A 25,579-nucleotide genomic window follows, 5' to 3' on the forward strand; every position below is an offset into this window, starting at 1 on the left:
TTAATTAAAATGTGACATCTAATCCTACGCTTATGGTCCTTTGAACAGGATAGTTTGAACCTTTTGATGAATCTCCCATCTCAGGATCCCAATATTTAATCTTATCCCAAACAGCTAAATTTGTACCTAAGACATAGAATCTTGCTGCAGTAAAACCCAAAAGATCCAATTGTTTTCTCTCTAATTTATAACCAATTTCTACATTTTTCAATCTCAAAAAACCAGCATCTCTCAGGAACCAAGAACTTCTTCTAATGTCGGATTGATTCGTATTGTTTATTTGCAAACGAGGAAGCAACGCATTTGGGTTTGGATTTTCTTCTGTCCATCTGTCCAATGAAAATCCTTTAGTTGAAGTGGTCAGTGGATCAGATCCTGCAAAGGGAATCATAAAACTAGGGTCTAAATAAGCCGTTGCATTTGCAACACCTTGAAAAAAGGCACTTGCATAAAAGCCTTTATAATCTGCGTTTACACCAAAACCATAAATAATTTCCGGATTAGTTGGTTTAGCTCCAGCTACATGTTTGGTCCAGTCAAATTCATTAATGAGTCCGTCTCCATTCAAATCCGAATATTTGATATTCCCCGGATATACATTTCCTAGCCTTGATACAGGCAAGCCTGCTTTCAAACTATATGTTTTTGCTCCTGTTGTAGCATTAGTGACTATATCAAAATCTTCATTAGTATAAAGTCTTTCAGCAACCCAGCCATCCACTACATTCAAACTGGTACCTGTAGTATTTTGATACCATTCAGCTCTAGGTATTTCATCCATTTCTATTATTTTATTTCTGGCAAACGTAAATGTTCCGGTTGCTCCAAAACCAAAATCATTTATCTTTTTGTTAAAATTCAAACTGGCATCAATTCCTTTATTAGAAACTTTTCCGAAATTCTCAAAAGGATTTTGCTGTAAACCTGCCGCTTGCCCTACCGTGGTTCTTCTCAACAAAATATCATGTCTTAGATTATCAAAATAATCTATGGTAAAACTTAAGGCATTGTGCCAAGCCGTAATATCAATTCCAACATTTCTTTTTTCTTCTATTTCCCAACGAATATCTGGATTAAAAGCCTGATTCTCAAATATCAAGTTACCTGACGAATTAGTCCCTCCTGAAGAGGTCATTCCCAGATTAACCGTGTTCGTAGACCAGTTTAAGTTTTCTTTATAAGGGAATCTTGTATTGGAAACTTGATCATTACCCGTTCTACCATAAGATACCCGTAATTTTAATGTCTGAATTCCTGTCGATTGTATTAGATCACCTATTTTATATTCGTTTGTCAGCATATAACCCAATCCGAATGCAGGGAAAAAGCCATATCGGTTTTCTGGCGCAAAATTTTCACTTCCGGTAATACCAAAACTGGCATCCGTGAAATATTTATTCCCATAAGCATAACTTATTCTTCCCACGGCCCCTTGCTTCTTATAAGGATAGGGCTGACTTTGTAATTGGCTTTCTTTTTGATTTACTAGAAACAAACCAGACAATACATGATCTCCTAAGTTTTTACTATATCCTATAGAGGTTTCCATGTAGATTCTTTTATTCCCTCCGGTAAATCCTCCCCCTGTCTCTTCTGTAGCCGTATTCTGTCCGTTAACAACCTTTTTCATAATTAACTCTCCATTGGAATCCCTGGAATCTGAAAAATACTCGCTCGGGTTTCTTGTTTTACTAACTACTGAGGTAAAATCAGAATCAAAACTTGTCCTGATTTTCCATATTAATCCTGGAATGGATTTGAATCTTTGCTCTAATCCTATATTAGTTTGCAGCGATACCCTATATTCCTTGTTATAACCTTTAAAATTAAGTTGTGTATAAGGATTGGTATAGTTGGCTCCTGCATTAAATCTGGACGGATATCCATTAGAATAGATCATAGGAATCAAATGGGGCGCTGAACGCATCATGGATTGAAAGATCGCATTTGTACCCGTACCAGGATAATTAGTAGTAAGGTATTGACCGGCTAAATCCACGCTTAACTTAGTGGTCTCCGAAATATCCATATCAATATTTGATCTAAGATTAAATCTTTTAAGTCCAATATTTACGTCATATTTGATATTCTTATTGTATTCATTATAATCAACTGGGTTGGATAAAAAGGCACCTTCCTCGTTGTAATAGGAAGTACCTACAAAAAAGCGCATTTTATCTCCACCCCCTCTGAAATTCAGAGAATACTTTTGATTAACAGCTGTTTTTTTCAACATATCCATCCAGTTTACATTAGGGTATAAGTCTGGATCTGCGCCATTTTCGTATAAAGCAATTTGGGCATCTGTTTTATATGGAATAAATGACGCTTTATTAGGATTCCCTTCCGTATTCCATTTAGCCTCATTGTACAATCGCAACCAGTCGCCTGAACCTAAAAAAGGCATCACTCTAGTTGGGCTATTGAATGAATTGTCCATTCTAAAATCAATGGCTGTCTTTTGATTTAGTCCTCTTTTGGATGTAATTAGAATAACACCATTGGCTCCTTCAGAACCATATACAGCGGTTGCTGAAGCATCTTTTAATACGGTGAATGTCTCAATTTCTTCAGTACTGATGTCTGACATATTACGAGGCACACCATCTACCAGAATTAATGCTTTCGTACCTCCTGCAAACGAGCTTACACCTCTAATGTAAATTTCAGCATTGTCGTAACCTGGCTCACCACTTCTTTGAATAGCATAAAGACCAGCGACACGCCCAGCCAATGAGTTGTTAAGACTTCGTCCAGGCAACCTCAATTGATCCCCCTTTATCGAAGAGATTGAACTAACCACTTGAGCGCTTTTTTGCTTCCCATAACCAATAACTACCTCATTTAAAGCCGTATTCTCTTCTTGCAGTTGAATTGTAACGGAACCTATTGCGTCACTCACAACCACTTCCTTTGTCACAAATCCCGTATAGGACACAACAAGAGTGTTTTTGGAATCAGGCACTTCAATTGTAAAATGGCCATCAAAATTGGTTACCACTGACTTTTTAGTACCTTTCAAAAGCACTGTGGCTCCTGCTAATGGTACCCCCTTTTCATCCACTACCGTACCCTTTATTTGCTTTTGTATTGGAATAGTGAAGATTTTATTTTCAATTGGAGAATATTTCTTCCCTTTTAATATAATGTGATTCCCTTGGATGGTATAGCTCAGAGGCTGATCTTTAAAAATAAGATTAAGAGCAATTTCTAATTTTTCATTGCGTAATGAAAGATTGATTCTTTTAGCTCCAGCCAATTGCTCTTCACCATACACGAAGCTATAATTAGTCTGCTTTTCGATTTCTTTAAAAACGGTCGACATTTCATCGTTTTTAAATTTCAGGTTGACTTTTTGAGCCATTCCAATTGCACAAACTTGCAAACTGGCTGCAAACAGTAAGACGGTGGTTACTTTCATCTTTAATGCTGTTTTAAATTTCAGCTTTCGTCTCATGGGCGAAGGCTGTAGAATTGAATTTAAATTCATAACTTTGGTTTTGGTTAATAATTAATACTTGTGACACTTGTATGATTGAGCTAACCCATATTTTGCCGGAAGTGCGTCCAACACTTTCCGGCTTTTTTCTGAAGAAAACTCAACTTTCTTGATTACGGCAAGAGACTAAAAAAAGGAAAATTACTTTTGCTTTTTATTGCATTCCATTACTGTAATTTTATTCCCATCAATTTTAAAACGCACTAAATCTGTTAGTTCCATTATTTTCAACAAATCAGAAATAGGTACTGTTCTGGATACTTTCATGACAAATGAATAATCTACATTTCCATTATAATCCACATCAACATCATAGCATTTTGAGATCTGACTCATAATTGTTTTGATGTTGGCTCCATCAAAATAAAACTGCCCATTTTTCCAGGCCATCACTTCATCCATATTAGCATTATCAATTAATTTCAAATGCGCTGCTCCCAACACCTGTTGTCCTGGTTTAACAATTAGATTTTCTGTGATGCCTTTATTTTTCTTGCGCTCTACTTTTATACTTCCTTCAATCAAGGTAATTTTAGCAATGGGTTCGTCTGAATATGCATTAATATTGAATTGCGTTCCTAATGCCTGAGTTTCAACTCCTTTAGCCATTACCTTAAACGGCATGGAAGGATTTTTGGCCACATCAAAGAAAACCTCACCGGTCATTTTCACCTTTCTATCCACACCTACAAATTGAGAAGGGTAGGTCAGTGAAGAACCTGTATTTAAATAGACTTCGGTTCCATCGGCCAATACTAATCGTACGGGCTTACTTCCTTTAGGTACAAACAAGGTATTTTCACTCACTGCATTTACTGGACTCTCCTTTTTGCCTTTATAGACTATTTGTCCGTCTTCTGTTTTTGTTACCTCAGCACCACCTTCAGTAACCAACTTTCCTTTTGAGGAGTCTTCCAAAACTATTTTCCTTCCATCTGCAAGGGTAAGAATCGCTTTATTAGATTCTGGTGCATTGATATCATTGCCGAAACGTTCTTCTTGCGATAAATTTGTAAGCAATTGTTCTTCACTAGCGTTAAACACAGAAAACCAACAACCACTACCTACTGTAATTAAAACAACAGCCGCTGCAACCCATCTAATCCAATATTGTTTTATCGAATTACCCTCACTTTTAGAATTCAAGGAAGTCACAATGGTTTCCCAGCCGGCATCTTCATCAAATTCATATATTTTTTCTAACTCAGTTGCAACCCATTCTTTGTTACTAAGATTTTCAAATACTTTTTTATTGGCATCCGAAGCATTAATCCAATCTTCAAGAACACCACGCTCACTGTTGACAAGTGTCCCATTGAGAAACTTGGTTATTAACTCATCTATTTGAGGTTGTATATTTGGCATAAGCTTTCATTTGGTTTTATATTACACAAGACTAACACGTGCTAACTTTTTTTTTAACCATCCTAGAAATCATTTTTTTTCAAAATATTTCACATACAACTAATAATCAATTATTTAAAACCAAAAAAAAATACTGAATGAGTTCAGTATTTTATGATTTTAAACAACAGATCGTGATAAATTTTTATCCTAATGAGAATAGTACATAGCGTTTTTTATTACTGTACTGATTGGGAAATAAACAATAATAACTATTTGGTTTTCTTGATGCCTTAGCTTTTCTTGTACAACATCATGGAGAGTGTATTCAACAATAAAACCGTAGAAAGTATGTTTTGATGATGCAAAGCCAATCGAATTTTCTGCAAAGCTTTTGTCTTTTGATTTAAAACAGTTTGAGGGCTGATCTCCATTTCTGTCGCAATATCTGCCGTGCTTTTACCTTCTATAAAAATAGATTTAAAAACCTGCTGGCACTGATTGGGTAAATTTTCCATTTCGGCGTAAATCGTCTGCAGTACTTTGGCAGTTATCATTTCCTGTTCACCAAATTGCTCATCGAAAGGCGATAAAGGAATAATTTTTTGGTGCGATTTATTATGGCGTTTTTCTTTCCTCAAAAAATCATAACAAGCATTTCTTGATACCGTAAAAAGAAATGATTTTATATCCGAAAGACTATCAAAATCGTCTTTTTTTTGTAATAATTTTAAAAATGTTTCAGTAGAGATATCTTCCGCTTCCTGCGAATAATTAATCAATTTTTGATTAAAATAACATAGCGGACGAAAATATAGCGTATACAACTTTCGGATAGCAATTTCATTACCATTCCTAAAACCTTGTAAAAGATCGATATCAGTATTTATATCCAAAATAAAGCTAGTTTTTTATTTTTAATCTCTTATATTATACTTCCAAAATTCAAAAATAAAAAAATTTACTTTCCATACCTATACTTTTTAAAATAATTTAATAATTATTTTAATATCTTAAAAAAATAAGACTAAACCTCCTACTTTTATAAAAAACATGCGAATACAATAATTAAAAAAAACTCATTTTACTCAAATGTCTTTGTTGCAAAACGGATAAATTACATCGAATAGTAGTTTTTGACCAGTCCGATTCGTCAACTTGGCCTCTTCACAACTTAGAACTGATAACCAACAACGCACTATTCACAAAAAAATGGGTCAAAGAAGAAAAAGCCCCCCTATGACCCACCATATATTCTCTACATTCTGAATTCTTTATTAAACTCAATACTCATACCTTCCAACCGACAACTCACCACTTCTAGTTCTCTTCAACACGGGGTACATTACTTTATCCGTTCGCTGTCGTTTTACTGTTCGTGTCGCCCTGTTTCTTTTACAATTTTTGTTTGTACGATCTCTTTGCTGGTACAGGATAAATCGAATTCCATTGCCTTGTTTTTTTTAATGCGGATTTTGGGTTTAAGTGAGTCGCATCCTTTAAAATTTTAGCGAAATAAATTTCACTTTTGAAAATTTTAACATAATATACTGAGGCCATTTTATTAAAAAACGAGAATGATTCTGTAATTTTGTGAAATCGCAAATAAAATCCTGCGGTTTACAAATTTACTTCTGATGAACAAAACGGCGAAAATCAAAAAAAATCATCAATTTATCAAGTTCCGAAAATTAGTTATTGTTTCTATTTTAATTGGCTTCCTATCAGCCTTTTTAGGAATTTCTTTAAAAAAAATTACTGAATATTACGAAAAAATCTTCTTTCACGAAGTCACGGTTAATCCAATTTATTACGTCATTTTTCCTGTTTTCGGCTTATCGGTTATCTATTTCCTAAGACAGTATCTTTTCAAGAAAAAAGAAAACAAAGGCATTAAAGAGGTTTTTGAAAGTACCCAATCCAAAACAAAAAACCTTCCTTCTTATAAAATCCCTTCTCATTTCATAAACGGCTTAATAACCGTCATATTTGGTGGTTCCACAGGAATCGAAGTTTCAACAGTTGTCGCCACAGCCACCATTGGTTCCGTAGCCCATCAAAAAGAAAATGTATTTCGTCAGTATAAAACCGAACTCATTTGTGCCGGTGTTGCTGCAGGGGTAACCGCTTTATTTAGTAGCCCAATTGCCGGAATCTTATTTGCTCTTGAAGTGATTTCACGAAAAGTCACTCGTGCTTTTATCATCTCCAATGTCATTGCGGTTTCTATTGCTTTCGGATTGCTTTCTATTTTAAAAGAAGAACCCTTATTTACCGTTTCAGTAACAACCTGGCATTTAAAAGCCATTCCTTATTTTATACTGCTAGGGATTTTGGCCGGACTAAACTCGGTTTATCTGACGCGTTGTGTATTGTTTTTTAAATCACAATTTTCAAAAATCGATACCCATTATTATAAAATCATTATAGGATCGGCTGTATTGAGTGTTTCTTTATTTATTTTCCCGCAATTGTATGGAGAAGGTTATCATTCCCTTCATATCCTATTCGGCAACAAAACGGCAATTCCCTTAACACTAACATTGGCCTTAACTTTTATAGGCATTTTAATTCTCAAACCAATTGTAACTTCCATAACATTAGCCTCTGGTGGAGATGGTGGCGTTTTTGCTCCCAGCCTTTTTATTGGTGCTTTTTTAGGTCTTTTACTGGCTTCTGTCTTAAATACGTTTTTCAATACACAAGTGATTCCTATTAATTTTATGATCATTGGAATGGCTGCAGTGTTAAGTGCTAGTATACATGCGCCTTTCACAGCGATCTTTTTAGTTTGTGGATTAACCAATGATTATACACTGTTCTTACCTATTTTAGTGGTTTGCTTGATTTCAAAATATACCGCCAAAATGGTTTATCCATTCACAGTTTACAGTTATGCTCCCATCTTATCTAAATAAAAAAAAACTACAGATTTGATTCCTTATCCATCGGTTAAGCGCATTGAACCCCAAGTCAAAAAACACCCTACAAGCGAATAATACATCATACTATGCCTGTACAAAAAATAAAAAGAGGGTATCGCAAAACCCGTTATATCCTTTATAAGGAAACCTTAATCAATTATAAAGAACATTTTTGGTCGTTTTTAGGTTCATTTGTTGGTATTGGAATTTTGGCTTATTTGGAGTCTATTCATTTCTCTGGAAGTGATATGGTCTACTTAATAGGTTCCTTTGGTGCCTCTAGTGTATTGGTTTATGGTATTATTCAGAGTCCGTTTTCACAACCTCGAAACCTAATTGGAGGGCATTTAATATCTGCTTTCATTGGTGTTGCCGTCTGTAAATTGGTCCCTGACATTGTTTGGATAACCGCTCCATTAGCGGTTTCTCTTTCCATTATCTTCATGCAGATCACCAAAACCCTTCATCCACCTGGTGGTGCAACGGCTCTTATTGCCGTTACTGGTTCTGCTCAGATCAAAGATTTAGGATTTATGTATGTCATTTCACCTGTATTAGTAGGCGTTTTGATTTTATTTCTAACGGCATTAATTTTCAACAATATGACCTCAAGTAGAACCTACCCGAGTCATAGTACGTATCACAAACACTATCATAAAATTAGAAAGCGTCTCAGGGGAAAGTCTTAATTTTGTTTTAACGGTATTCACAAGCTTTCCAACAAGAGAAGCCCTTACCATTTGATTCTCAGTTTAAGTGAACTTGAGAAGCGCTACAGTATCTCCTATCCCCTGAATGTAACAAAAAATCTTTTCAACAAATAGTAATTCGCAATTCATTAATCGTTAATTATATTTTACCTTTGACCTTTCAATAAATACAAAGATTATGGTTTATAAATTTAGAGTAATTCTAGACGCCGAAGAAGATATTTTTAGAGACATTGCAATTCTTGATGACGATACTCTTGAGGATTTACACAATGCAATCTTCAACGCTTTTGGTTTTGACGGAATGGAAGTAGCTTCGTTTTATACCTGCGATGAAACTTGGAATCAAGAAGATGAAATTCCACTTTTTGATACTGGTGACGTTCCCGGTGAAATACGCACCATGAGCGATTATCCTTTATCGTCAATCTTAGATCAAGAAAATACTAAAATTATCTATGTATATGATTTCATCAATATGTGGACATTCTTAGTGGAATTAGCTGCTATTGAAGAGCAAGTAGCAGGAAATCTATATCCAGAAACCTTATTCTCTCATGGAGAAATGCCTGATGATTCTGGCGAAAAGAGCTTTGAAGCCGATATGCATGATGATATCTACGGTGAATTTGAAGATGATTTAGACGAAGATGATTTGGATATGTTTGAAGGTGATGACAGCTTTGAAGATTATGGTTTCGAAGAGAATTGGAACTAGTTTTTTTTAAGTAATTACTAAAAACGACATACATTTAGCTATCTCCTTAATTGCATTAAAAACCAAGAAAGGCTTCAACTAAATCAACTCCTAACCGACTCATTTCCCAAAAGAAATGCATGAGTAAGTTTCAAAAGAAAATCCATTTCAATACACACTAAACTAGTAATAGATTAGGACAGCGATACATTTAATGACTATTTGAAAATTTTAAACAGTTCTAATTTATCCTTATTGAAAAGGAAGACCCAATTGAAATCGCAGTCCATTATAAGCGATAGCAACGAGAATCAATTTAATATAACAAATAGAGAAAGCAGCGCAATAGAACAAAAATAACGTTTTGTCCCTTTGCATCTCTGCAGCTCTAAACCCAAATAAATACATGATCAACTTATTCAACACCCACATCGAGACGCTTGCGATTCACCGCGTAGGAAACAAAAGCAGAAACGAAGCGATTTTTTTATCGGAGCAATCTTTTAACTTAAATGATGAAATTGTACCTCTAATAAAAGAGTACTTTTTCAAGCCTTTTAGAGAAAAAGAAGAAAACTATTATCAGTTTGCGCACGAAGTCGATTTGGATTACAACGACATGTTCAAATATGCTACTGAGATTTTTGCTAATCCGGACAATTTACAAGAGATTTCAAAAAAAATAACGACACATTTATTCGAGCAATCGAATCATCCCCACATTAAAAATGGAGAGGTTTATGTAACGTATTTAACCAACTTAAGTATTGACAACAATGTTGTGGATGCCATTGGTATTTTCAAAAGTGAATTACAAGCAGACTTTTTACAATTTGAAGAAAAAGACAGCAATCTAGAAATGATCTTGCAACAAGGAATCAACCTGAGCAAATTAGATAAAGGTTGTTTGATCTTTAATTATAAAAAAGAAGAAGGATACAAAATCCTAACCGTAGACAGCAACCGTTATGATGCTCGTTATTGGTTAGAACACTTTTTATCTGTTGATGCCTTTGAAGATGAAAATTTCATCACAAAAAAATACCTGAAATTCTGTCAAGGTTTTGCTAAAGATGTGGTTTTACCGGCAGAAGATAAAAAAGAAGAAGTAATGTTTATGAACCGATCAGTGAATTATTTCGCAAAAAATGATCAGTTCGAAGAAACCAATTTCTTAAATGAAGTACTAGACAACCCAGATTTGATTCCTGAATTTAAAAACTATAAAGTAGATAAAGGAGAAAAATACAGTATCGAAGATATCACCTCATTCCCGATTGCCAACGCAGCAGTTTCTGATGCTAGAAAATCGATAAAGAACGTTATTAACTTGGATACTCATATCCAAATTAAAATGGATTTCATCAACCCAGAAAGCGCTGAGAAATTCGTTGAAAAAGGTTGGGATGAAGAAAAACAAATGTATTATTACTTAGTGTACTTCAACAAAGAAGAGAAAAGCTAGGAACAATTCATTTTCTATTACTTACTTAAAGCAAAAAACGGCAACTACAGAGATGTACTTGCCGTTTTTTTTTTCATTTATAGTACCCCAAAATCATTTGCTTAAACCTTTTATTTCCACTGAATAGAAATCCAAGTTACAATGAACGAAAGAGACAAAAAAAATGATCAAGATGCTTAATTTATGCTTAATTTTGTATTCTAAACCAAAGTCAAATGGATACTCTTTTGCATAACGATAGTCCTTTCCAAACTATAATCTCCTTTCATAAACTAATCGATTCTTTTGAAGAAATTGCCTTATCTGATGTAGATTACAGAGCCAACTATGCAAAAGCCATTCTGGAAAAAATCAAGCCCTTGCCAGAATTCCGAACAGGAATTCTCGATTTTTCAATGATCCAAGACAATGAAGCTTTGATCCGAAATCTATTGGCTGATCTTTTCCCAACTGCTTTAACCCATAACGAAATAAAAGCCGTTACGATTCCTTTTCAGAATCTGTCTTTCAACTATACAGAAAGATTCAAAAAGATTTTAAACAATGCCGGCTCACAATTTGATATGGAAATTCGTGATTTTGATGATCATCAATTCTATATCAACAATTGCTGTCTGATCTTGAACACACATTACAAACAGCAAATCGATTTTAATAAACCTTTTTTTTACGATATACCCGATGAAAATGGTGTTGAAAAACATTATCGCATTTTATACAATGCCGATTTCATGGAAATTATCCCAACAGAAAACGCGATCCACTTAAGTCCAGAAGACATTGATTTACTCCTAGACAACTACGGAGATATAACCTTGTGGAAAGCGAAATTTCCTGTAGGAAGTTGGATCTTAAAAGGTTTTGGTATTATTTCATTATTTGACGCTACTACCGAAAGCGCCATTTCGACTTTAAAAACGAATTTATTAAAACCCGATACCAAAAGCGTGACAGCGGATGAGATTATTGAAAATATTTTTAGATCCATATTCAAAATCCCAACTTTAAAAGTCGGTTTCATCATCTATAATCCTGAAGAACAAAAATTCATAAGACCCATCAAATACGACAACCAACTTCAGAGTTTTTTACTTACAAAAGAAGAGGAACTCGATTGTAGAAATGCTTTTTTTGGTTGTTCTTTTGAAAACCTATTAGATAAAAATGAGCCTTTTATTATTTCAAATGTCAAAAAATTCATTGCCGAATCATCGAATAAAAACCTCGGTGAACATTTATTAAAACAAAACATTCAAAGTTGTGTTTTTGCCCCTGTTACCAAGGATGGTACTTTACTTGGCGTTGTTGAATTAGTATCCGAAAACCCAAGAGACTTAAATACCGTTAATGCCACCAAACTCGAATTGGTTTTACCCTACCTCGTCGACACCATTGACCGTTACAATACCGATATGCAGCACCAGGTTGAAGCCATTATTCAACGTGAATACACCACTATTCACCCAAGTGTTTATTGGAAATTCAAAAAAGAATCGCTCAACTATTTTCAAAATACCAACCATACCAAAGATTATATTTTTAAAGAAATTGTCTTTAAAAATGTATTTCCATTGTACGGACAGATCGACATTAAAGGTTCTTCAGAACATCGAAATGAAACCGTGAAAAAAGATTTACAAAATCAACTCGATACCCTTTTAGCCTTATTAGCCAATCAAAAACCCAATTCGAATTTGGTCCTTATGGAACAACGAAAATTTGAATTAGAGTCACTTAGAACTGAATTGGATTCTCCCTTAAAAGCGGATACAGAACAACAAATACAACGCTACATCGAAGAAGAAATTCATCCTATCTTAAAGAACACCAGAGAAACGGCTAAAAACGAAATATTAGAACAACGCTATTTCGATAGTTTAGATCCAAAATCGGGATTGTTTTATCAAGAAAGGAAAAAATTCGACAATGCCATGTCCATTATCAATAAACGCTTGGCGTCCATTTTAGATAAAAAACAAGTCGAAGCTCAACAAATATATCCGCACTATTACGAACGTTTCAAAACGGACGGGGTTGAGCATAATTTATATATAGGCCAATCTATTTCGCCTGCCAAGCCTTTTGATATTATGTATTTGCACAACTTGCGTTTGTGGCAACTGCTGACTTTATGCGAAATGGAATTGGAACATCACCAGCTAAAAGCCTCTTTACCTTATGAACTGGATGTCACCTCATTGATTTTGGTCTTTAGCGCACCACTATCCATTCGTTTTAGAATGGATGAAAAACGCTTTGATGTAGATGGCACCTACAATGCCCGTTACGAAGTCGTAAAAAAACGCATTGACAAATCGAACATTAAAGGCACGAAAGATCGAATTACTGAAAAAGAAAAAATCACGATAGTCTATTCCCAGAATAGTGAAGAAGCCGAGTATTTAAAGTACATTAAGTACTTACAACATCAAAAAGTATTAGAACCAGCCATAGAACAATTTGAAGTAGAAGATCTTCAAGGAGTCTCTGGTCTAAGAGCCATTCGTGTAAAAGTAGTCAATAACATGCCTAATCCTACAGTGCAAAAAATCACCTATCAAGATCTCTTAGACGAATTGAAATAAGATGTTATACCTCTAAATTGATTTGAATGCAATAATAAAAGCCATTACCGTAACAATGATTCCGATCATAAAGAAATTGTAAGCAATTCGCAATAAATTATATTTACGTTGCAAGACCAGTCCTAGATAATACAAATCTTTAATCAAGGTGGAATACAAATAATCCTTGTCTTTCATCATTTCGTTCATGGCCCAGTCGTATTCTTCTAGTGGCATTTTGTAAAAATTACCGAAAAACAATAGATTTATTTTTTTTGCTTCGATATCTTCTCGCGTAAATACACCACTTGTTACTTTAGGGCGAGTAGATAAAATCGCAAAAACGATTGTGGTCACACTAGAAATCAACATAATAAAAGTCGGAATAACTAAATGCGCATTTTTAGGACTGTCTAATTTTGGAATTATAGACGAAAGCGCAATGGAAATAATAATGGCATTAACGGATAATAAAATATTGGCTTTACTATCGGCAATCCCACTTAGACGGGTGTGATTTCCTAAAGTTACACGAAACAGCGTATCAATTCCTCGATCTGGTTTTTCCATCTTCTCTTTCTTTCTATTAGTTTCCTCTGCGGCTTCCATTTCTTTCATTTCCAGTTTATTGATTTTCTTCTGGACACGAACTAAATTTTTCTCTTTTAATGGCTGCCAGTTTTTTTGCGCAAAATCAGTATAAAATCGATGTTTGTTCAATAAAAAATTCAAATTCTCTTTCGCCCATTCCAAATTAGAGAAATCAATTTTCCAAGTATTTTTCAATTCAAAGCGCAATAACTCACAAGTAGTAGCATACTCAGCTCCCATAATATGAGCATAATCGGCATCTTTTATGATTTTCTCTAAATGTGTTTGAGGCACATATTCCTTCTGAGTCGCTAAAATTAAACTGGAAACTTTAGCTATAAATTCATCCGATTTCCCTTTCTCTTTCAAAAAACGAGTCACAATTTTCACACTTTCCTTTTCATGCTCCTCATAGCCTTCAACATAGCCCGCATCATGAAACCAAGCCGCAACTAAAAGTATCTCTTTGTCGTCTCCTTCCACTTTTTCCTCACTGCACAGCTCAGTAACAGCATTCACAACTGTTAAAGTATGGCTGAAATTATGGTATGAATATAAATTAGAAAGTTTATCTTTGAGTAAATTAGATACGAAATCTTCGGATTGTGCTATTAAATTCATTTAGAATATTTTTATACTACTAAAATATGAAATTGTTTTTGGATAATCATTTTATTACTAAGATTAAAAACTTTTTCTTAGTCATTACACTGTTGTTTTTAGCCAACTCCTGCGCTACGCATCAAGCGCAATATGGAAGAAATGTACGAGGCATCAATAATGCAAACTCTATAGATACCACAAATATTGCCCACACCTTTTTTCTGGTCGGTGATGCCGGAAATGCAGACCAAGCACAAGCACAACAAACCCTAGCAGAATTGCATCAACATTTAAAAAAATCAACAAAAAAAGCCACCTTACTCTTTTTAGGTGACAACATATACCCCAAAGGCTTCCCTACCAGTACGCTAGCTTCGGACAAAGATTTAGCCGAAACAAAGCTTAAAAACCAACTAAAATTAACCGAAGGTTTTAAGGGAAAAACCATTTTTATTGCTGGAAACCACGATTGGTATAATGGCATAAAAGGGCTAGAACTTCAAGCTAATTTTGTTTCCAATTACCTTAACGATAAAAAAGCTTTTCTACCTCGCAAAAGTTGTCCTATTGAAGCGGTAAAAATTGATAGTACTATAACGTTAATCACGGTGGACAGCGAATGGTTTTTAGAAGACTGGGACAAACATCCTACCATAAATGACAATTGTGATATCAAAACTAGAAACGCCTTTTTTGATGAATTAGAAAGCCTTTTAAATAAAAATCAAGAAAAAACAGTCATTCTTGCATTACATCACCCTCTAATGAGTAATGGTTCCCACGGAGGACAATACTCTTTGGAAAAACAACTATTTCCATTAGAGCAAAAAATCCCACTTCCTGTAATAGGCTCTTTAATTAATTTATTGCGAAAAACATCAGGAGTAAGCCCACAAGATATTCAAAACAAGCAGTATACCCTGTACACCAAGAGAATCAAAACACTCTTGCAAAGTCAAAAAAATATAATCGTCGTTTCTGGACATGATCATAATTTACAGTATATTAACAAAGAAAACATCAAGCAAATCATTAGTGGAGCTGGTTCCAAATCAGAAGCAGCAAGAGCGATCAATCCAACCGATTTCTCCTATGGTGGAAATGGTTATGCCAAGCTGACTTTATACAAAAGCGGCAATGCTAAAGTGGCTTTTTTTGGCCATGAAAACCAACAAGAAAAATTACTTTTTGAACAAGAAATTATAAAAGCTGAAACCTTTAATTGGGAGGCTACTACGGCAACTAAGTTTCCAGCAACCGTGACTTCTTCGATCTACTCTGCAGAAATGACTAAAAAAAGCAGGGTACATAAATTCCTATTCGGAAACCATTATAGAAAATATTATAGTTTACCTATTGCTGCTAGAACAGCCACCTTAGATACCCTTATGGGCGGTTTGACACCGATGCGAAAAGGGGGTGGACATCAATCTATTTCTTTACGTTTGTCCGATCCTAAAGGAAGAGAATATGTGATGCGCGCACTGAAAAAAAGTGCCACACAGTTTTTACAAGCCGTTGCCTTTAAAGATCAATATATTGTCAATGATTTTGAAGACACGTACGCAGAGAATTTTTTACTTGATTTTTACACCACTTCACATCCCTACACTCCATTTGCTGTAGGTAATATGGCTGATAAACTTGGTCTAGCGCATAGCAATCCCGTTTTGTATTACATCCCAAAACAGAATGCATTAGAAGAATTCAACTCCCATTTTGGAAATGAATTGTATATGGTTGAAGAAAGACCAGCCGACAATCAGATCGATGCAAAGAGCTTTGGTCACCCTAGCGATATCATCAGTACCGATGATATGATGAAGAACCTGCATAAGGACGAAAAATACTCCGTTGATGAAAAAGAATACATAAAAGCCCGCTTGTTTGACATGCTTATTGGTGATTGGGACAGACATGACGATCAATGGCGTTGGGGCGAATATAAAGTTGGAGATAAAATTATTTACAAAGCTATTCCACGTGATCGTGATCAAGCCTTTTCTAAATATGATGGCACCTTACTTTCGCTGTTAATGAATATCCCCGCACTTCGTCATATGCGAACTTTTAAAAATGAAATTGACAATGTAAAATGGCTTAACAGAGAACCTTATCCTTTAGATTTGGCTTTTCTGCGAACTTCTCAAAAACAGGATTGGATCGCTCAAGCCAAATTCATTCAGGACCATTTATCTGATGCCGATATTGATAAGGCTTTCAACAATTTACCAAAAGAGGTACAGGACGAAACCATTGAAGACATCAAACATAAATTAAAAAACAGAAAAAAAGAGCTTCAAAAATACGCTGCAACTTATTCCGATGTCTTGAGCCGAACCGTTATGATTGCGGGAACAGATAAAAAAGACAAATTTGTTATTCATCACAACGCCAGAAAAAGCATCGAACTTCAAGTATACCGACTCAAAAAAGACGGTGAAGAATTGATCTACAGCAAAAAATTAAACGATGACAAAACTAAAAATCTTTGGATCTATGGCCTAGATGATGATGATGTTTTCCAAGTAATTGGCCAACAAAAATCTAAGATAAAAATTCGTTTAATAGGAGGACAAAATAACGACACCTATGCCATCGAAAATGGAAAAAAAGTGTACATCTACGATTTTAAATCCAAAGAAAACACCTATAAGCTTGACAAAAAAGCCCATACAAATCTAACGGATGATTACGATGTCAATCTATACAATCATGAAAAACCAAAATACAATGTAGTTTCTGGCCTACCTAATGTTGGTTACAATCCCGACGATGGCATTAAGCTAGGTATCAACGTAAATTATACGGTGAACAATTTCAAACAAAGTCCCTATACACAAAAACATATCCTGAATGCTTTTTACTATTTCGCCACTGGAGGTTCCGAATTTAACTATACCGGACATTTCCCTGCTCTACTAGGGAAATGGGTATTGGATCTAGAAGCACAGTACACCACTCCTAATTTTGCTATGAATTATTTTGGTTACGGGAACGAAACTCAGAATAACGACGAAGCCTTTGGAATGGATTATAATCGAGTTCGCATTCAGAAATTCAAAATTGCGCCTGCCATAAGACATGTAGGTCGTTATGGAAGCGAATTTAGTGTTCAGCCTATATTTGAACAACTGAAAGTAGAAAATACAGACAACAGATATATTAACATCCCTAATATCATTAACCCAGCTATTTTTGAAAGTCAACTATATGGGGGAGCCAAAATTAAATACAGCTTTAAAAATTCCGATTTCGTTTCAAAACCGACTTTAGGAATGAGTTTTATGCTTGCTGCAACTTGGTTGACCAATTTGGACGACAGTAAACAAAACTTTCCAACTTTAGAAAGTTCATTAGGTTTTGCACATAAAATAGATAAGAACGGAAAATTAGTTTTAGCCACTATAGTGAAAGCCAAAAGCATTTTCAATAATAATTATGAATTTTATCAAGGCGCTACTTTGGGTGGAGATTCCAATTTACGTGGATATAGAAACGAACGTTTTCTAGGAAACTCTTACTTTTCTCAAAGTACTGATTTGCGTTTAAGTATCGGAAAAATCAACCGCACCATTGTTCCGCTTACCTATGGAATTTTAGGCGGCTACGATTATGGTAGAGTGTGGCTTGACCAAGAAAACTCTGAAAAATGGCATCAAGACTACGGTGGAGGACTTTGGATCAATGCCATTAATGTTTTAACAGCAAGAGTTTCTTACTTCAAAGCACCTAAAGAGGTTGGCCGAGTAGCTTTTGGAATAGCGTATAGTTTTTAAAAAAATAAAGGCTCTGAGATTTTAATTTCAGAGCCTTTGTTCAATTTCTACACCAATTCATACTGCGCATTAATTGATAAAAAATCAATTTAATGTCCATTGTACAAACGTACTCATGACTGCTGACCAATGCCCTAGTTCATAATTAGGCGCTCCCTTTTGATCTACTTCAAAAAAGTTATGGTTTAAATTTAAGTACCTCTTATATGTTAAATTCTTTTTGCCATTTTGAATATAAAACAAAGGAACCATATCACATAAATCTGCCGCGATATCATTTGTCCCATAACCTAGATAAGTTGGAATCTCTATTTTCAACCAATCATTTAGCAGTGGTTTTGAAAATGATTTCCACGCTAACAAGTAAGGTTTTGCTTTTAGAGAATCTCCATTATGTGCTTCACGAAACATTTCATACTCTTCATCTATTTTTTGATCCGCTTCCACCCACGTAATTTCCTTACTTTCTGCAGCTTTTCTATAATCCCTAATCACTTGATCAATTCGTCCAAATGGATTGGCTCCAAACAAACCTAATCGCGTTACATTTTTATTGCTAGCAGCTATGGCAGTCGCAACCTTTGAACCTTGTGAATGCCCCGCAATAATTAATTTTGAATGATCCACCCAAGCTTGCTTTCTCAAAAATTTCAATACCACATTAGCCCTTTTTTGATAATTTTCTAAATAATCAGCCGATATATATTGACGATCAAACTCTTCTGGCTTATTAGGATCGGGAATATAACAATAGGATTTATTCAAGTTTTCCTCCTTAACAATTACAGGAGTATTAGGCATTGAAATCACCACCAAATGATAGTATTTCTTAATTTCTTGGACGTCAAAATTAGTCACTCCTCCTCCTATCATCCACATAGGCTCCTTCTCTGGTTGAACAAAAAGAGGTAAAGGCAAAGAACCTTGACAAAATAAAAAGATTGGCTTTTTAGTATTTAAAACGGTATCAATTACGATAAAATCAATTGGATCAGTCTTACTTTTTAAATTAAAATGAATCGCCTCTTTATTAATTAGTTTGCCTTTTTGAGCAAAAGAAATTTGAAACAGGAAAACAAACGCACCGACGAAAATAAAATTTTTCATAATTAGAATCCTTCAAAATGTTAAATGAAGGCGAATTCAAAACTAATAAAAATCTTATTAAATAAAAACATTATTTCAACTTAAACTCATAAACGTTCCCACCAATTTTCTTGGTCTTTTCATCAGCGATAAGCAAGGTATTGTCGTCTTTAAAAACTACAGCCTCCTTTTGTGAAAAATGACCTAGTTCGATTTCTGAATGAGTCCCTTTTTGAAATAAGTCTCCTTTAAAATCTTTAAACAACAGAATTTTATCATGACTCAATAAAGCTACTTTTTTTCCATCAGGGCTGATTGTCGCACTTGTCAAAACACAATGATTGTAATTATTACAGGTTTTAAACTCCCCTATCTTAATTGCTTTTTGCGTACCTGGTGCGTTTGCAATCTTATAAATGAAAGCCGTTCCATCAAAACCTTTACTTCTGTTTTTTGTAAAAAGATAAAAGAAATTTTGGTATTCAAAAAAGCCCTCCACATCATATAGTAATTCGCTTTTCTTTGGAGGAAATTCAGTTTGCTCCGGATATGAAAATGAGACCTTATATTCAGACTCAGCCACCTCTTTATCGAGTTGCGATTTATTTACTTTATAAATACACAAATCCTGGCGTGCGTTATCGTTGTTACCAAAATCTCCTACATAGATATTCCCCATTTTATCTTTGGTAATATCTTCCCAATCTACATTTGTCGCATTGGACACCACAATGGTTTTCTCCAATTGACCTGTTGCATTTACGACGTAAATTTCGTTTTTGTTACCACTATCCTCTAAGGCATAAATCAAATTGGTTTCTGGAAAATAGGTTATCCCCGACACTTCCTTTAATTTTTTAGGTAACGGATAAAGCGTATTAAAATCACTGTTTGATTGTTCTTGACAAGCCAACAAAACAATAGATATTCCAAATAGAAAAAACTTTTTCATAAGTGTGTATTTTAATGAATTCGTCTCAGATCAGTCGCATTCTTTAATGGAAAACGATAAAAAAGAGGACAAAAAATATTTAAACTAAGTTAGTGTTTTTAAAGTTACGTGTGATAAACTCAAAAGCGGCATACATCACATGTCCCATTGACTTAGCATTTTTAAATTTCATATCATTGGTATAGCGATACAATTCCATTTTTAGCTGAGTCAAATGTTCTTCTGTCGAAATGGTATCATGACACATAATATTCAGTAATTTTTTAATTCTAGCATCCGCAGAATGAATACGTTTTGCCAAAATAGCCCGTTCTTCATCTTTGTATTGAATAATGGACCGCTCCTCTAATTTTTCTTTGATCAACTGAATCATCGGGTAATTCTCTTTAAAAAACTGCGGACGATAGACCTTAAAATTCCCTTCGTAACATTGTTGATCAAAGTCAATAGGACGAATTTTATAGACCACCTGATCAAAATCGTGAATAGGAACAATTACATAATTATACGCGCGCATATCCCCTAAAAGCCTGATCATACAACGTTCATTAAATTTCACAAACTCTTTTGCGATTTGCGATTTTTCTGTTTCGGTACAATTCTTCAGTAAAGTATCCATAAAAACATCACCCGGAATCCCGATAATATGTTCCTCGATTAAAGTGTCCTTATACACTAAAAAATTGATCTTGTCTGGTGAAAGTATGTCCTCGAGTTCTAGTCCGTAAATTCTTGAAGCATCCGCTTTTTTGATATAAAAATGAACATAGTTATCATTGAGAATATTTCGAACTTTTATTCTGAAAGGTTTCGAATTTCCAAACGTACAATAATCTATCGCATCGACATTTAAGAACTGAATGATATCACTATTTCCATCAGAGTGCAATAGCGAGTAAATTCTTTTCAGATTCAAATCGATCTCTTTTCTTTCAAATTCATTATAATAAACCCGAATCCACAACGTATCATTTTCATTCTTATCGTAGACATTTATTGAGCCTGAAAAGCGCAGTAAATCATCATAAAACACTGACACCTTTGAAATTCGTTCGAATCGCTCCAAATAACTTAAAAGAGGTTGTGTTAAAGGGTAAGAAGGTTTTTTATATAGCATTAATGGCTCGCTCATTTTCAATATCTTTAATGCAAATTTACATTAAATAACATTTGGCAGTAACAAAATTTCTGTTGAAACGTCTTACTAAAAACTAAAACCGAAAACTATTTTGGAAACCATACTAACAATTGAGAATCTTCACAAAAGATACGGCCGCATTCAGGCCTTAAAAAATGTATCTTTTGAAATACAAAAAGGACGCGTTTATGGCATTCTAGGGCCAAACGGAAGCGGAAAATCGACTACTTTGGGAATTGTCTTAAACGTGGTCAACACAACAACCGGTTCGTACAGCTGGTTCGGCGGAAAAATGCAAACGCACGAAGCCTTAAAAAAAGTAGGCGCGATTATAGAAAGACCCAATTTCTATCCTTATATGACTGCCGAGGAAAATCTAAAATTAGTTTGTAAAATAAAAAGCATCAATTATTCCAAAATCGATGAGAAACTAAATCTTGTAGGTTTAATGGAAAGAAAGGACAGTAAATTCAGTACCTTTTCCTTAGGTATGAAACAACGTCTGGCCATTGCTTCAGCACTTTTAAATGACCCTGAAATTTTAATTTTAGATGAACCAACCAATGGTTTAGATCCTCAGGGAATTCACCAAATTCGTGACATCATCAAAAAGATCGCTTCACAAGGAACGACTATTTTATTGGCTTCGCATTTATTAGATGAAGTAGAGAAAGTGTGTTCCCATGTGATCGTTTTACGCAAAGGTGAAATCTTATATTCAGGTTCCGTTGATGGAATGTCGGCTAACGAAGGCTTTTTTGAGCTCATGGCAGATGATAACATCATCTTAAAAAACGCTTTAGACACCCATTCAGCAGTGGATCACATTAGAGAAGAAGAAGGAAAACTTCTAGTTTATTTAAAATCAGATTTATCCGCTTCAGCACTAAATCAGTTTTTATTTTCTAAAAATATTGCGCTAAGTCATTTAGTAAAACGCAAAAATAGTTTAGAAGCACAATTTTTAGAATTAACCAAAAACAACTAAACCATGAAAAGACTTCTCTCTATAGAATTGCAAAAAATCTGGAAAAACAAAGCCAGCCGCGTTCTTACTCTAACCTATTTTATTTTACTTTCTTTCATTGCACTAATCGCTTCAATCAAATTTGATCTTGGTGTTTTTAAATTTCATTTGGCTGAAATGGGCATTTTTAATTTTCCATATATCTGGCATTTTAATACCTACGTTGCCGCTATTCTTAAATTTTTCTTAGCCATTGTTATTGTATCGATGATGGCAAATGAATATAGTTATGGTACGTTAAAGCAAAATTTAATTGATGGTTTAAGCAAAAAAGAATTCATCTTATCCAAATTCTTAACCGTGGTACTTTTTGCGGTATGCTCTACTATTTTTGTTTTTGTAATGAGTTTGATCTTAGGATTATGCTTTTCTTCCTATACTGAATTTGATGTTATTTTTTCTGATCTTGATTATCTCTTAGCCTTTTTTATAAAATTGACTGGGTTCTTTTCTTTCTGTTTGTTTTTAGGCATACTAGTAAAAAGATCCGCTTTTGCCTTAGGTTTTCTATTGGTTTGGAGCATCATCGAAGGAATTATAAAAGGGCTTTTAGTTTTTAAAGTTTTCCCTGATAGCAATACGGGTAACTACATTACACAATTTTTACCTCTTGAAGCCATGTCCAATTTAATCATCGAGCCCTTTTCTAGGCTATCGGTAATCAAAAGCATTGGTAACCAAATGGGCGTTCAAAATGTGAAAGATTACGGCGTTCACTATCTTTCGATTTTGATTGTTTTAGTTTGGACTTATTTATTTATATACTTCTCATATAAATTATTACAAAAAAGAGATTTATAGTATATTTGTTATACTATGAATGGTTTAAAATGTTTTTTATTCGCGTTAGTACTGTGCTGCCTATCTACAAAGATAGCAGCACAAAATATTATTGTTAACGATACGAAAACAGCACAAGATTTAGTGAACAACACTTTAATCAATAGCTCTTGTATTAATGTAGGAACGGTAAGTGCTACTGGTAATCCAAGCGGTGGAAATAGTTACGGTACTTTTGATGCCGGAAATAGCGGATTCCCTTTTGCCACGGGAATCGTTTTAAGCACTTCACCAAGTGTAAAAGCGCAAGGTCCATTCAACCCATCAACATCTGACGGAGCACAAATTAACGGTTGGCTAGGTGACTCTGATTTAAATCAGGCACTGGGTAATTCAGTAAGCAGACAAGCAACCTTTTTGGAATTTGAATTTACTGCCTTAACCAACTCCATTAGTTTCAATTACATTTTTGCATCTAACGAGTATCAAACCTACTTTCCTTGCCAATATTCCGATGGATTTGCTTTTTTAATAAAAGTAGCAGGATCTTCTGATAACTATAAAAATTTAGCCATTATCCCCAATACCACAACAGCGGTAGCATCCACTACGGTACATCCGAAAATCGATCCTATTACGGTAACCGAAAATGGACAAACCATAACTGTAAGTTGTCCTGCTACCAATCAAAGTTATTTTAATGGCTACAATACGATTGCAAGTCCCATAAATTATGCCGGACAAACCGTAGTGATGAATGCTCACACGGATGTAATTCCTGGCAAAACCTATCATCTAAAGTTAGTAATTGCAGATGATTCCACGGGGAAATTTAATTCTGCGGTTTTTATAGAAGGCGGAAGTTTTGTTTCTAATATCAATTTAGGAAATGATAAAACCATTGCCAACAATAATCCAGCTTGTTTTGATGAAACTGTAATTTTGGATAGCCATCTTGATAATACCCAATACACCTTCAAATGGTTCAAGCAAGATGCTTCTAATAACTATGTTGATGTTAGTCCTCTTCAATCAACTTCAACTTATGAAGTTACTGCCAGTGGAAACTATAAAGTAGAAGCCATTGCCAATGGTACAACTTGTGTGGCTACAGGTGAAATTAAAATTGAATATGCCCCCAAAATCCTTTCCACTAATACATTATTATCACAATGTGATGATAATGGTGACGGCATTTCTGTTTTTAATTTATCTAAAGTGGATCAAATTGTAAAAAACGATGTTTCAGACATCCTAAACAAAGGCTATTATGAATCACTAACCGATGCCCAAAGTAAAACAAACCCTATTACAAATCCGGAACACTACACCAATCAGCCTAGCGCTCAAAATTCTGATCAAATTGTTTATGCCAGGCTTGAAAACCAATACGGTTGTGCTAAGATTGCTGAAGTAACATTAAAGGTTTCCAATGCGGCTATTGCCACTCAAGCCCCAATTAACACTTGCGATGGAGATGATAATCAAGATGGTTTTTATCAATTTGATCTAGCTGCCGAAGTCAGTCCGCAAGTTCTTTCAGGCTTGCCAAACGGGCTAACAGTACAATATTATCTAACCTCAACCGATGCATTAACAGAAACGAATGTATTGCCTAACCTATTTAAAAATACCAACGCTCCCATTCAGACCATCTATGCCCGAATTATCAACGGAGCAGATTGTTATGACATTACGCCCATTACCTTAGTGGTGAATACTTTTGACCCAGCTAATTTTGGAGATCAATCTCAAATGTTATGCAAGGGTGACCAAGCTACATTAAGTGTTGCTACAGGTTTTGCTAGTTATTTATGGAGTACAGGAGAGACCACCAATGCTATTATAACTACTATTCCTGGTGATTATACGGTAACCGTTGCAGATGTGAATGGTTGTGAAAAAACAAAAAAAATCAAAATAATTCCGTCGGAACCAGCAACAATTAATAACGCTGTTATTAAAGATTTCTCTGGAATTGACAATACGGTTGTAATAGAATATACAGGAGTTGGTGACTATGAATTTTCACTAGATGGCATCATATTTCAAGACGAGCCCCTATTTACAAGAGTAAACCCAGGTATCTATTACGCGATAGCAAAAGATAAAAACGGTTGTGGCTTATCCAACGCCTTTTTATTGTATGTCTTAGATTATCCTAGATTTTTCACGCCAAACGGCGATGGATTTAATGATTTATGGGCCGTTAAAGACTTTGATCAGCTTCCAGATTATAACGTTTCTATTTTTGATCGATACGGAAAATTATTAAAACAAATGAGTAAAAACAGCTCAGGCTGGAATGGACAATTCAACGGACAGCAATTGCCCGCTGACGACTATTGGTTTAATATGGATCTTACTTCAGGACAAACCATTAAAGGTCATTTTAGTTTAAAAAGATAAAATTATTTTAG

General features: G+C 34.7%; 16 protein-coding genes. 9 read left to right on the plus strand and 7 right to left on the minus strand.

The window, feature by feature from the left end:
- Positions 1-4 precede the first annotated feature (4 nt).
- From AC51AA_RS08850 to AC51AA_RS08860, 3 genes are all read right to left on the minus strand, one after another.
- Entirely contained in the window at positions 5-3,490 is a 3,486-nt protein-coding gene (locus AC51AA_RS08850) for a TonB-dependent receptor (protein ID WP_500705607.1), read from the minus strand.
- A gap of 150 nt (positions 3,491-3,640) precedes the next feature.
- Positions 3,641-4,864: a FecR family protein gene (locus tag AC51AA_RS08855; protein ID WP_500701762.1), complete on the minus strand. Its 1,224-nt coding sequence runs from the start codon at positions 4,862-4,864 to the stop codon at positions 3,641-3,643.
- A 272-nt stretch (positions 4,865-5,136) separates the two neighbouring features.
- Positions 5,137-5,739, minus strand: coding sequence for an RNA polymerase sigma factor (locus AC51AA_RS08860; protein ID WP_500701763.1), 603 nt, complete (start codon positions 5,737-5,739; stop codon positions 5,137-5,139).
- A gap of 741 nt (positions 5,740-6,480) precedes the next feature.
- Between AC51AA_RS08860 and AC51AA_RS08865 the strand changes: the two genes are divergently transcribed.
- From AC51AA_RS08865 to AC51AA_RS08885, 5 genes are all read left to right on the plus strand, one after another.
- Positions 6,481-7,761 (plus strand): chloride channel protein, encoded by a 1,281-nt coding sequence (locus tag AC51AA_RS08865; protein WP_500701764.1) that lies wholly within the window; start codon positions 6,481-6,483, stop codon positions 7,759-7,761.
- A 92-nt stretch (positions 7,762-7,853) separates the two neighbouring features.
- Positions 7,854-8,456: an HPP family protein gene (locus AC51AA_RS08870; RefSeq protein ID WP_500701765.1), complete on the plus strand. Its 603-nt coding sequence runs from the start codon at positions 7,854-7,856 to the stop codon at positions 8,454-8,456.
- A gap of 199 nt (positions 8,457-8,655) precedes the next feature.
- Positions 8,656-9,195 carry an IS1096 element passenger TnpR family protein gene (locus tag AC51AA_RS08875; RefSeq protein WP_500701766.1) on the plus strand — a complete coding sequence of 180 codons (540 nt, stop codon included), beginning with the start codon at positions 8,656-8,658 and terminating at the stop codon, positions 9,193-9,195.
- 385 nt (positions 9,196-9,580) lie between these two features.
- Entirely contained in the window at positions 9,581-10,639 is a 1,059-nt protein-coding gene (locus tag AC51AA_RS08880) for a nucleoid-associated protein (protein WP_500701767.1), read from the plus strand.
- A 215-nt stretch (positions 10,640-10,854) separates the two neighbouring features.
- Positions 10,855-13,224, plus strand: coding sequence for a GAF domain-containing protein (locus AC51AA_RS08885; protein ID WP_500701768.1), 2,370 nt, complete (start codon positions 10,855-10,857; stop codon positions 13,222-13,224).
- A 12-nt stretch (positions 13,225-13,236) separates the two neighbouring features.
- Here AC51AA_RS08885 and AC51AA_RS08890 read toward each other — a convergent pair whose 3' ends face one another.
- Positions 13,237-14,415 (minus strand): Pycsar system effector family protein, encoded by a 1,179-nt coding sequence (locus AC51AA_RS08890; protein WP_500701769.1) that lies wholly within the window; start codon positions 14,413-14,415, stop codon positions 13,237-13,239.
- Positions 14,416-14,441: 26 nt separating this feature from the next.
- Between AC51AA_RS08890 and AC51AA_RS08895 the strand changes: the two genes are divergently transcribed.
- Positions 14,442-18,176 (plus strand): metallophosphoesterase, encoded by a 3,735-nt coding sequence (locus AC51AA_RS08895; protein WP_500701770.1) that lies wholly within the window; start codon positions 14,442-14,444, stop codon positions 18,174-18,176.
- 84 nt (positions 18,177-18,260) lie between these two features.
- On the opposite strand, the gene AC51AA_RS08900 is transcribed toward AC51AA_RS08895, so the two are convergent.
- From AC51AA_RS08900 to AC51AA_RS08910, 3 genes are all read right to left on the minus strand, one after another.
- Positions 18,261-19,283, minus strand: coding sequence for a hypothetical protein (locus AC51AA_RS08900; protein ID WP_500701771.1), 1,023 nt, complete (start codon positions 19,281-19,283; stop codon positions 18,261-18,263).
- Positions 19,284-19,353: 70 nt separating this feature from the next.
- Positions 19,354-20,214, minus strand: coding sequence for a hypothetical protein (locus tag AC51AA_RS08905; RefSeq protein WP_500701772.1), 861 nt, complete (start codon positions 20,212-20,214; stop codon positions 19,354-19,356).
- 79 nt (positions 20,215-20,293) lie between these two features.
- Positions 20,294-21,346, minus strand: coding sequence for a hypothetical protein (locus AC51AA_RS08910; protein WP_500701773.1), 1,053 nt, complete (start codon positions 21,344-21,346; stop codon positions 20,294-20,296).
- 97 nt (positions 21,347-21,443) lie between these two features.
- Between AC51AA_RS08910 and AC51AA_RS08915 the strand changes: the two genes are divergently transcribed.
- Genes AC51AA_RS08915 through AC51AA_RS08925 form a run of 3 tightly spaced genes read left to right on the plus strand, consistent with a single transcriptional unit; the run spans position 21,444 to position 25,568 of the window.
- Entirely contained in the window at positions 21,444-22,340 is an 897-nt protein-coding gene (locus AC51AA_RS08915; RefSeq protein WP_500701774.1) for an ABC transporter ATP-binding protein, read from the plus strand.
- A gap of 3 nt (positions 22,341-22,343) precedes the next feature.
- A complete protein-coding gene (locus tag AC51AA_RS08920; RefSeq protein ID WP_500701775.1) occupies positions 22,344-23,180 on the plus strand; it encodes an ABC transporter permease in 837 nt (278 codons plus the stop codon).
- Between the two features lie 15 nt (positions 23,181-23,195).
- A complete protein-coding gene (locus AC51AA_RS08925) occupies positions 23,196-25,568 on the plus strand; it encodes a T9SS type B sorting domain-containing protein (RefSeq protein ID WP_500701776.1) in 2,373 nt (790 codons plus the stop codon).
- Positions 25,569-25,579 lie beyond the last annotated feature (11 nt).

The sequence above is a fragment of the Flavobacterium sp. OHVDL-2026-0007 genome (assembly GCF_059882335.1).

Bases quoted from the DNA above. Each gene is read 5' to 3' on its own strand.
- AC51AA_RS08855 (WP_500701762.1), bottom strand. From the start codon at position 4,864: ATGCCAAATATACAACCTCAAATAGATGAGTTAATAACCAAGTTTCTC.
- AC51AA_RS08925 (WP_500701776.1), top strand. From the start codon at position 23,196: ATGAATGGTTTAAAATGTTTTTTATTCGCGTTAGTACTGTGCTGCCTA.
- AC51AA_RS08880 (WP_500701767.1), top strand. From the start codon at position 9,581: ATGATCAACTTATTCAACACCCACATCGAGACGCTTGCGATTCACCGC.
- AC51AA_RS08910 (WP_500701773.1), bottom strand. From the start codon at position 21,346: ATGAGCGAGCCATTAATGCTATATAAAAAACCTTCTTACCCTTTAACA.
- AC51AA_RS08850 (WP_500705607.1), bottom strand. From the start codon at position 3,490: ATGAATTTAAATTCAATTCTACAGCCTTCGCCCATGAGACGAAAGCTG.
- AC51AA_RS08890 (WP_500701769.1), bottom strand. From the start codon at position 14,415: ATGAATTTAATAGCACAATCCGAAGATTTCGTATCTAATTTACTCAAA.
- AC51AA_RS08900 (WP_500701771.1), bottom strand. From the start codon at position 19,283: ATGAAAAATTTTATTTTCGTCGGTGCGTTTGTTTTCCTGTTTCAAATT.
- AC51AA_RS08885 (WP_500701768.1), top strand. From the start codon at position 10,855: ATGGATACTCTTTTGCATAACGATAGTCCTTTCCAAACTATAATCTCC.
- AC51AA_RS08920 (WP_500701775.1), top strand. From the start codon at position 22,344: ATGAAAAGACTTCTCTCTATAGAATTGCAAAAAATCTGGAAAAACAAA.
- AC51AA_RS08905 (WP_500701772.1), bottom strand. From the start codon at position 20,214: ATGAAAAAGTTTTTTCTATTTGGAATATCTATTGTTTTGTTGGCTTGT.
- AC51AA_RS08895 (WP_500701770.1), top strand. From the start codon at position 14,442: ATGAAATTGTTTTTGGATAATCATTTTATTACTAAGATTAAAAACTTT.
- AC51AA_RS08870 (WP_500701765.1), top strand. From the start codon at position 7,854: ATGCCTGTACAAAAAATAAAAAGAGGGTATCGCAAAACCCGTTATATC.
- AC51AA_RS08875 (WP_500701766.1), top strand. From the start codon at position 8,656: ATGGTTTATAAATTTAGAGTAATTCTAGACGCCGAAGAAGATATTTTT.
- AC51AA_RS08865 (WP_500701764.1), top strand. From the start codon at position 6,481: ATGAACAAAACGGCGAAAATCAAAAAAAATCATCAATTTATCAAGTTC.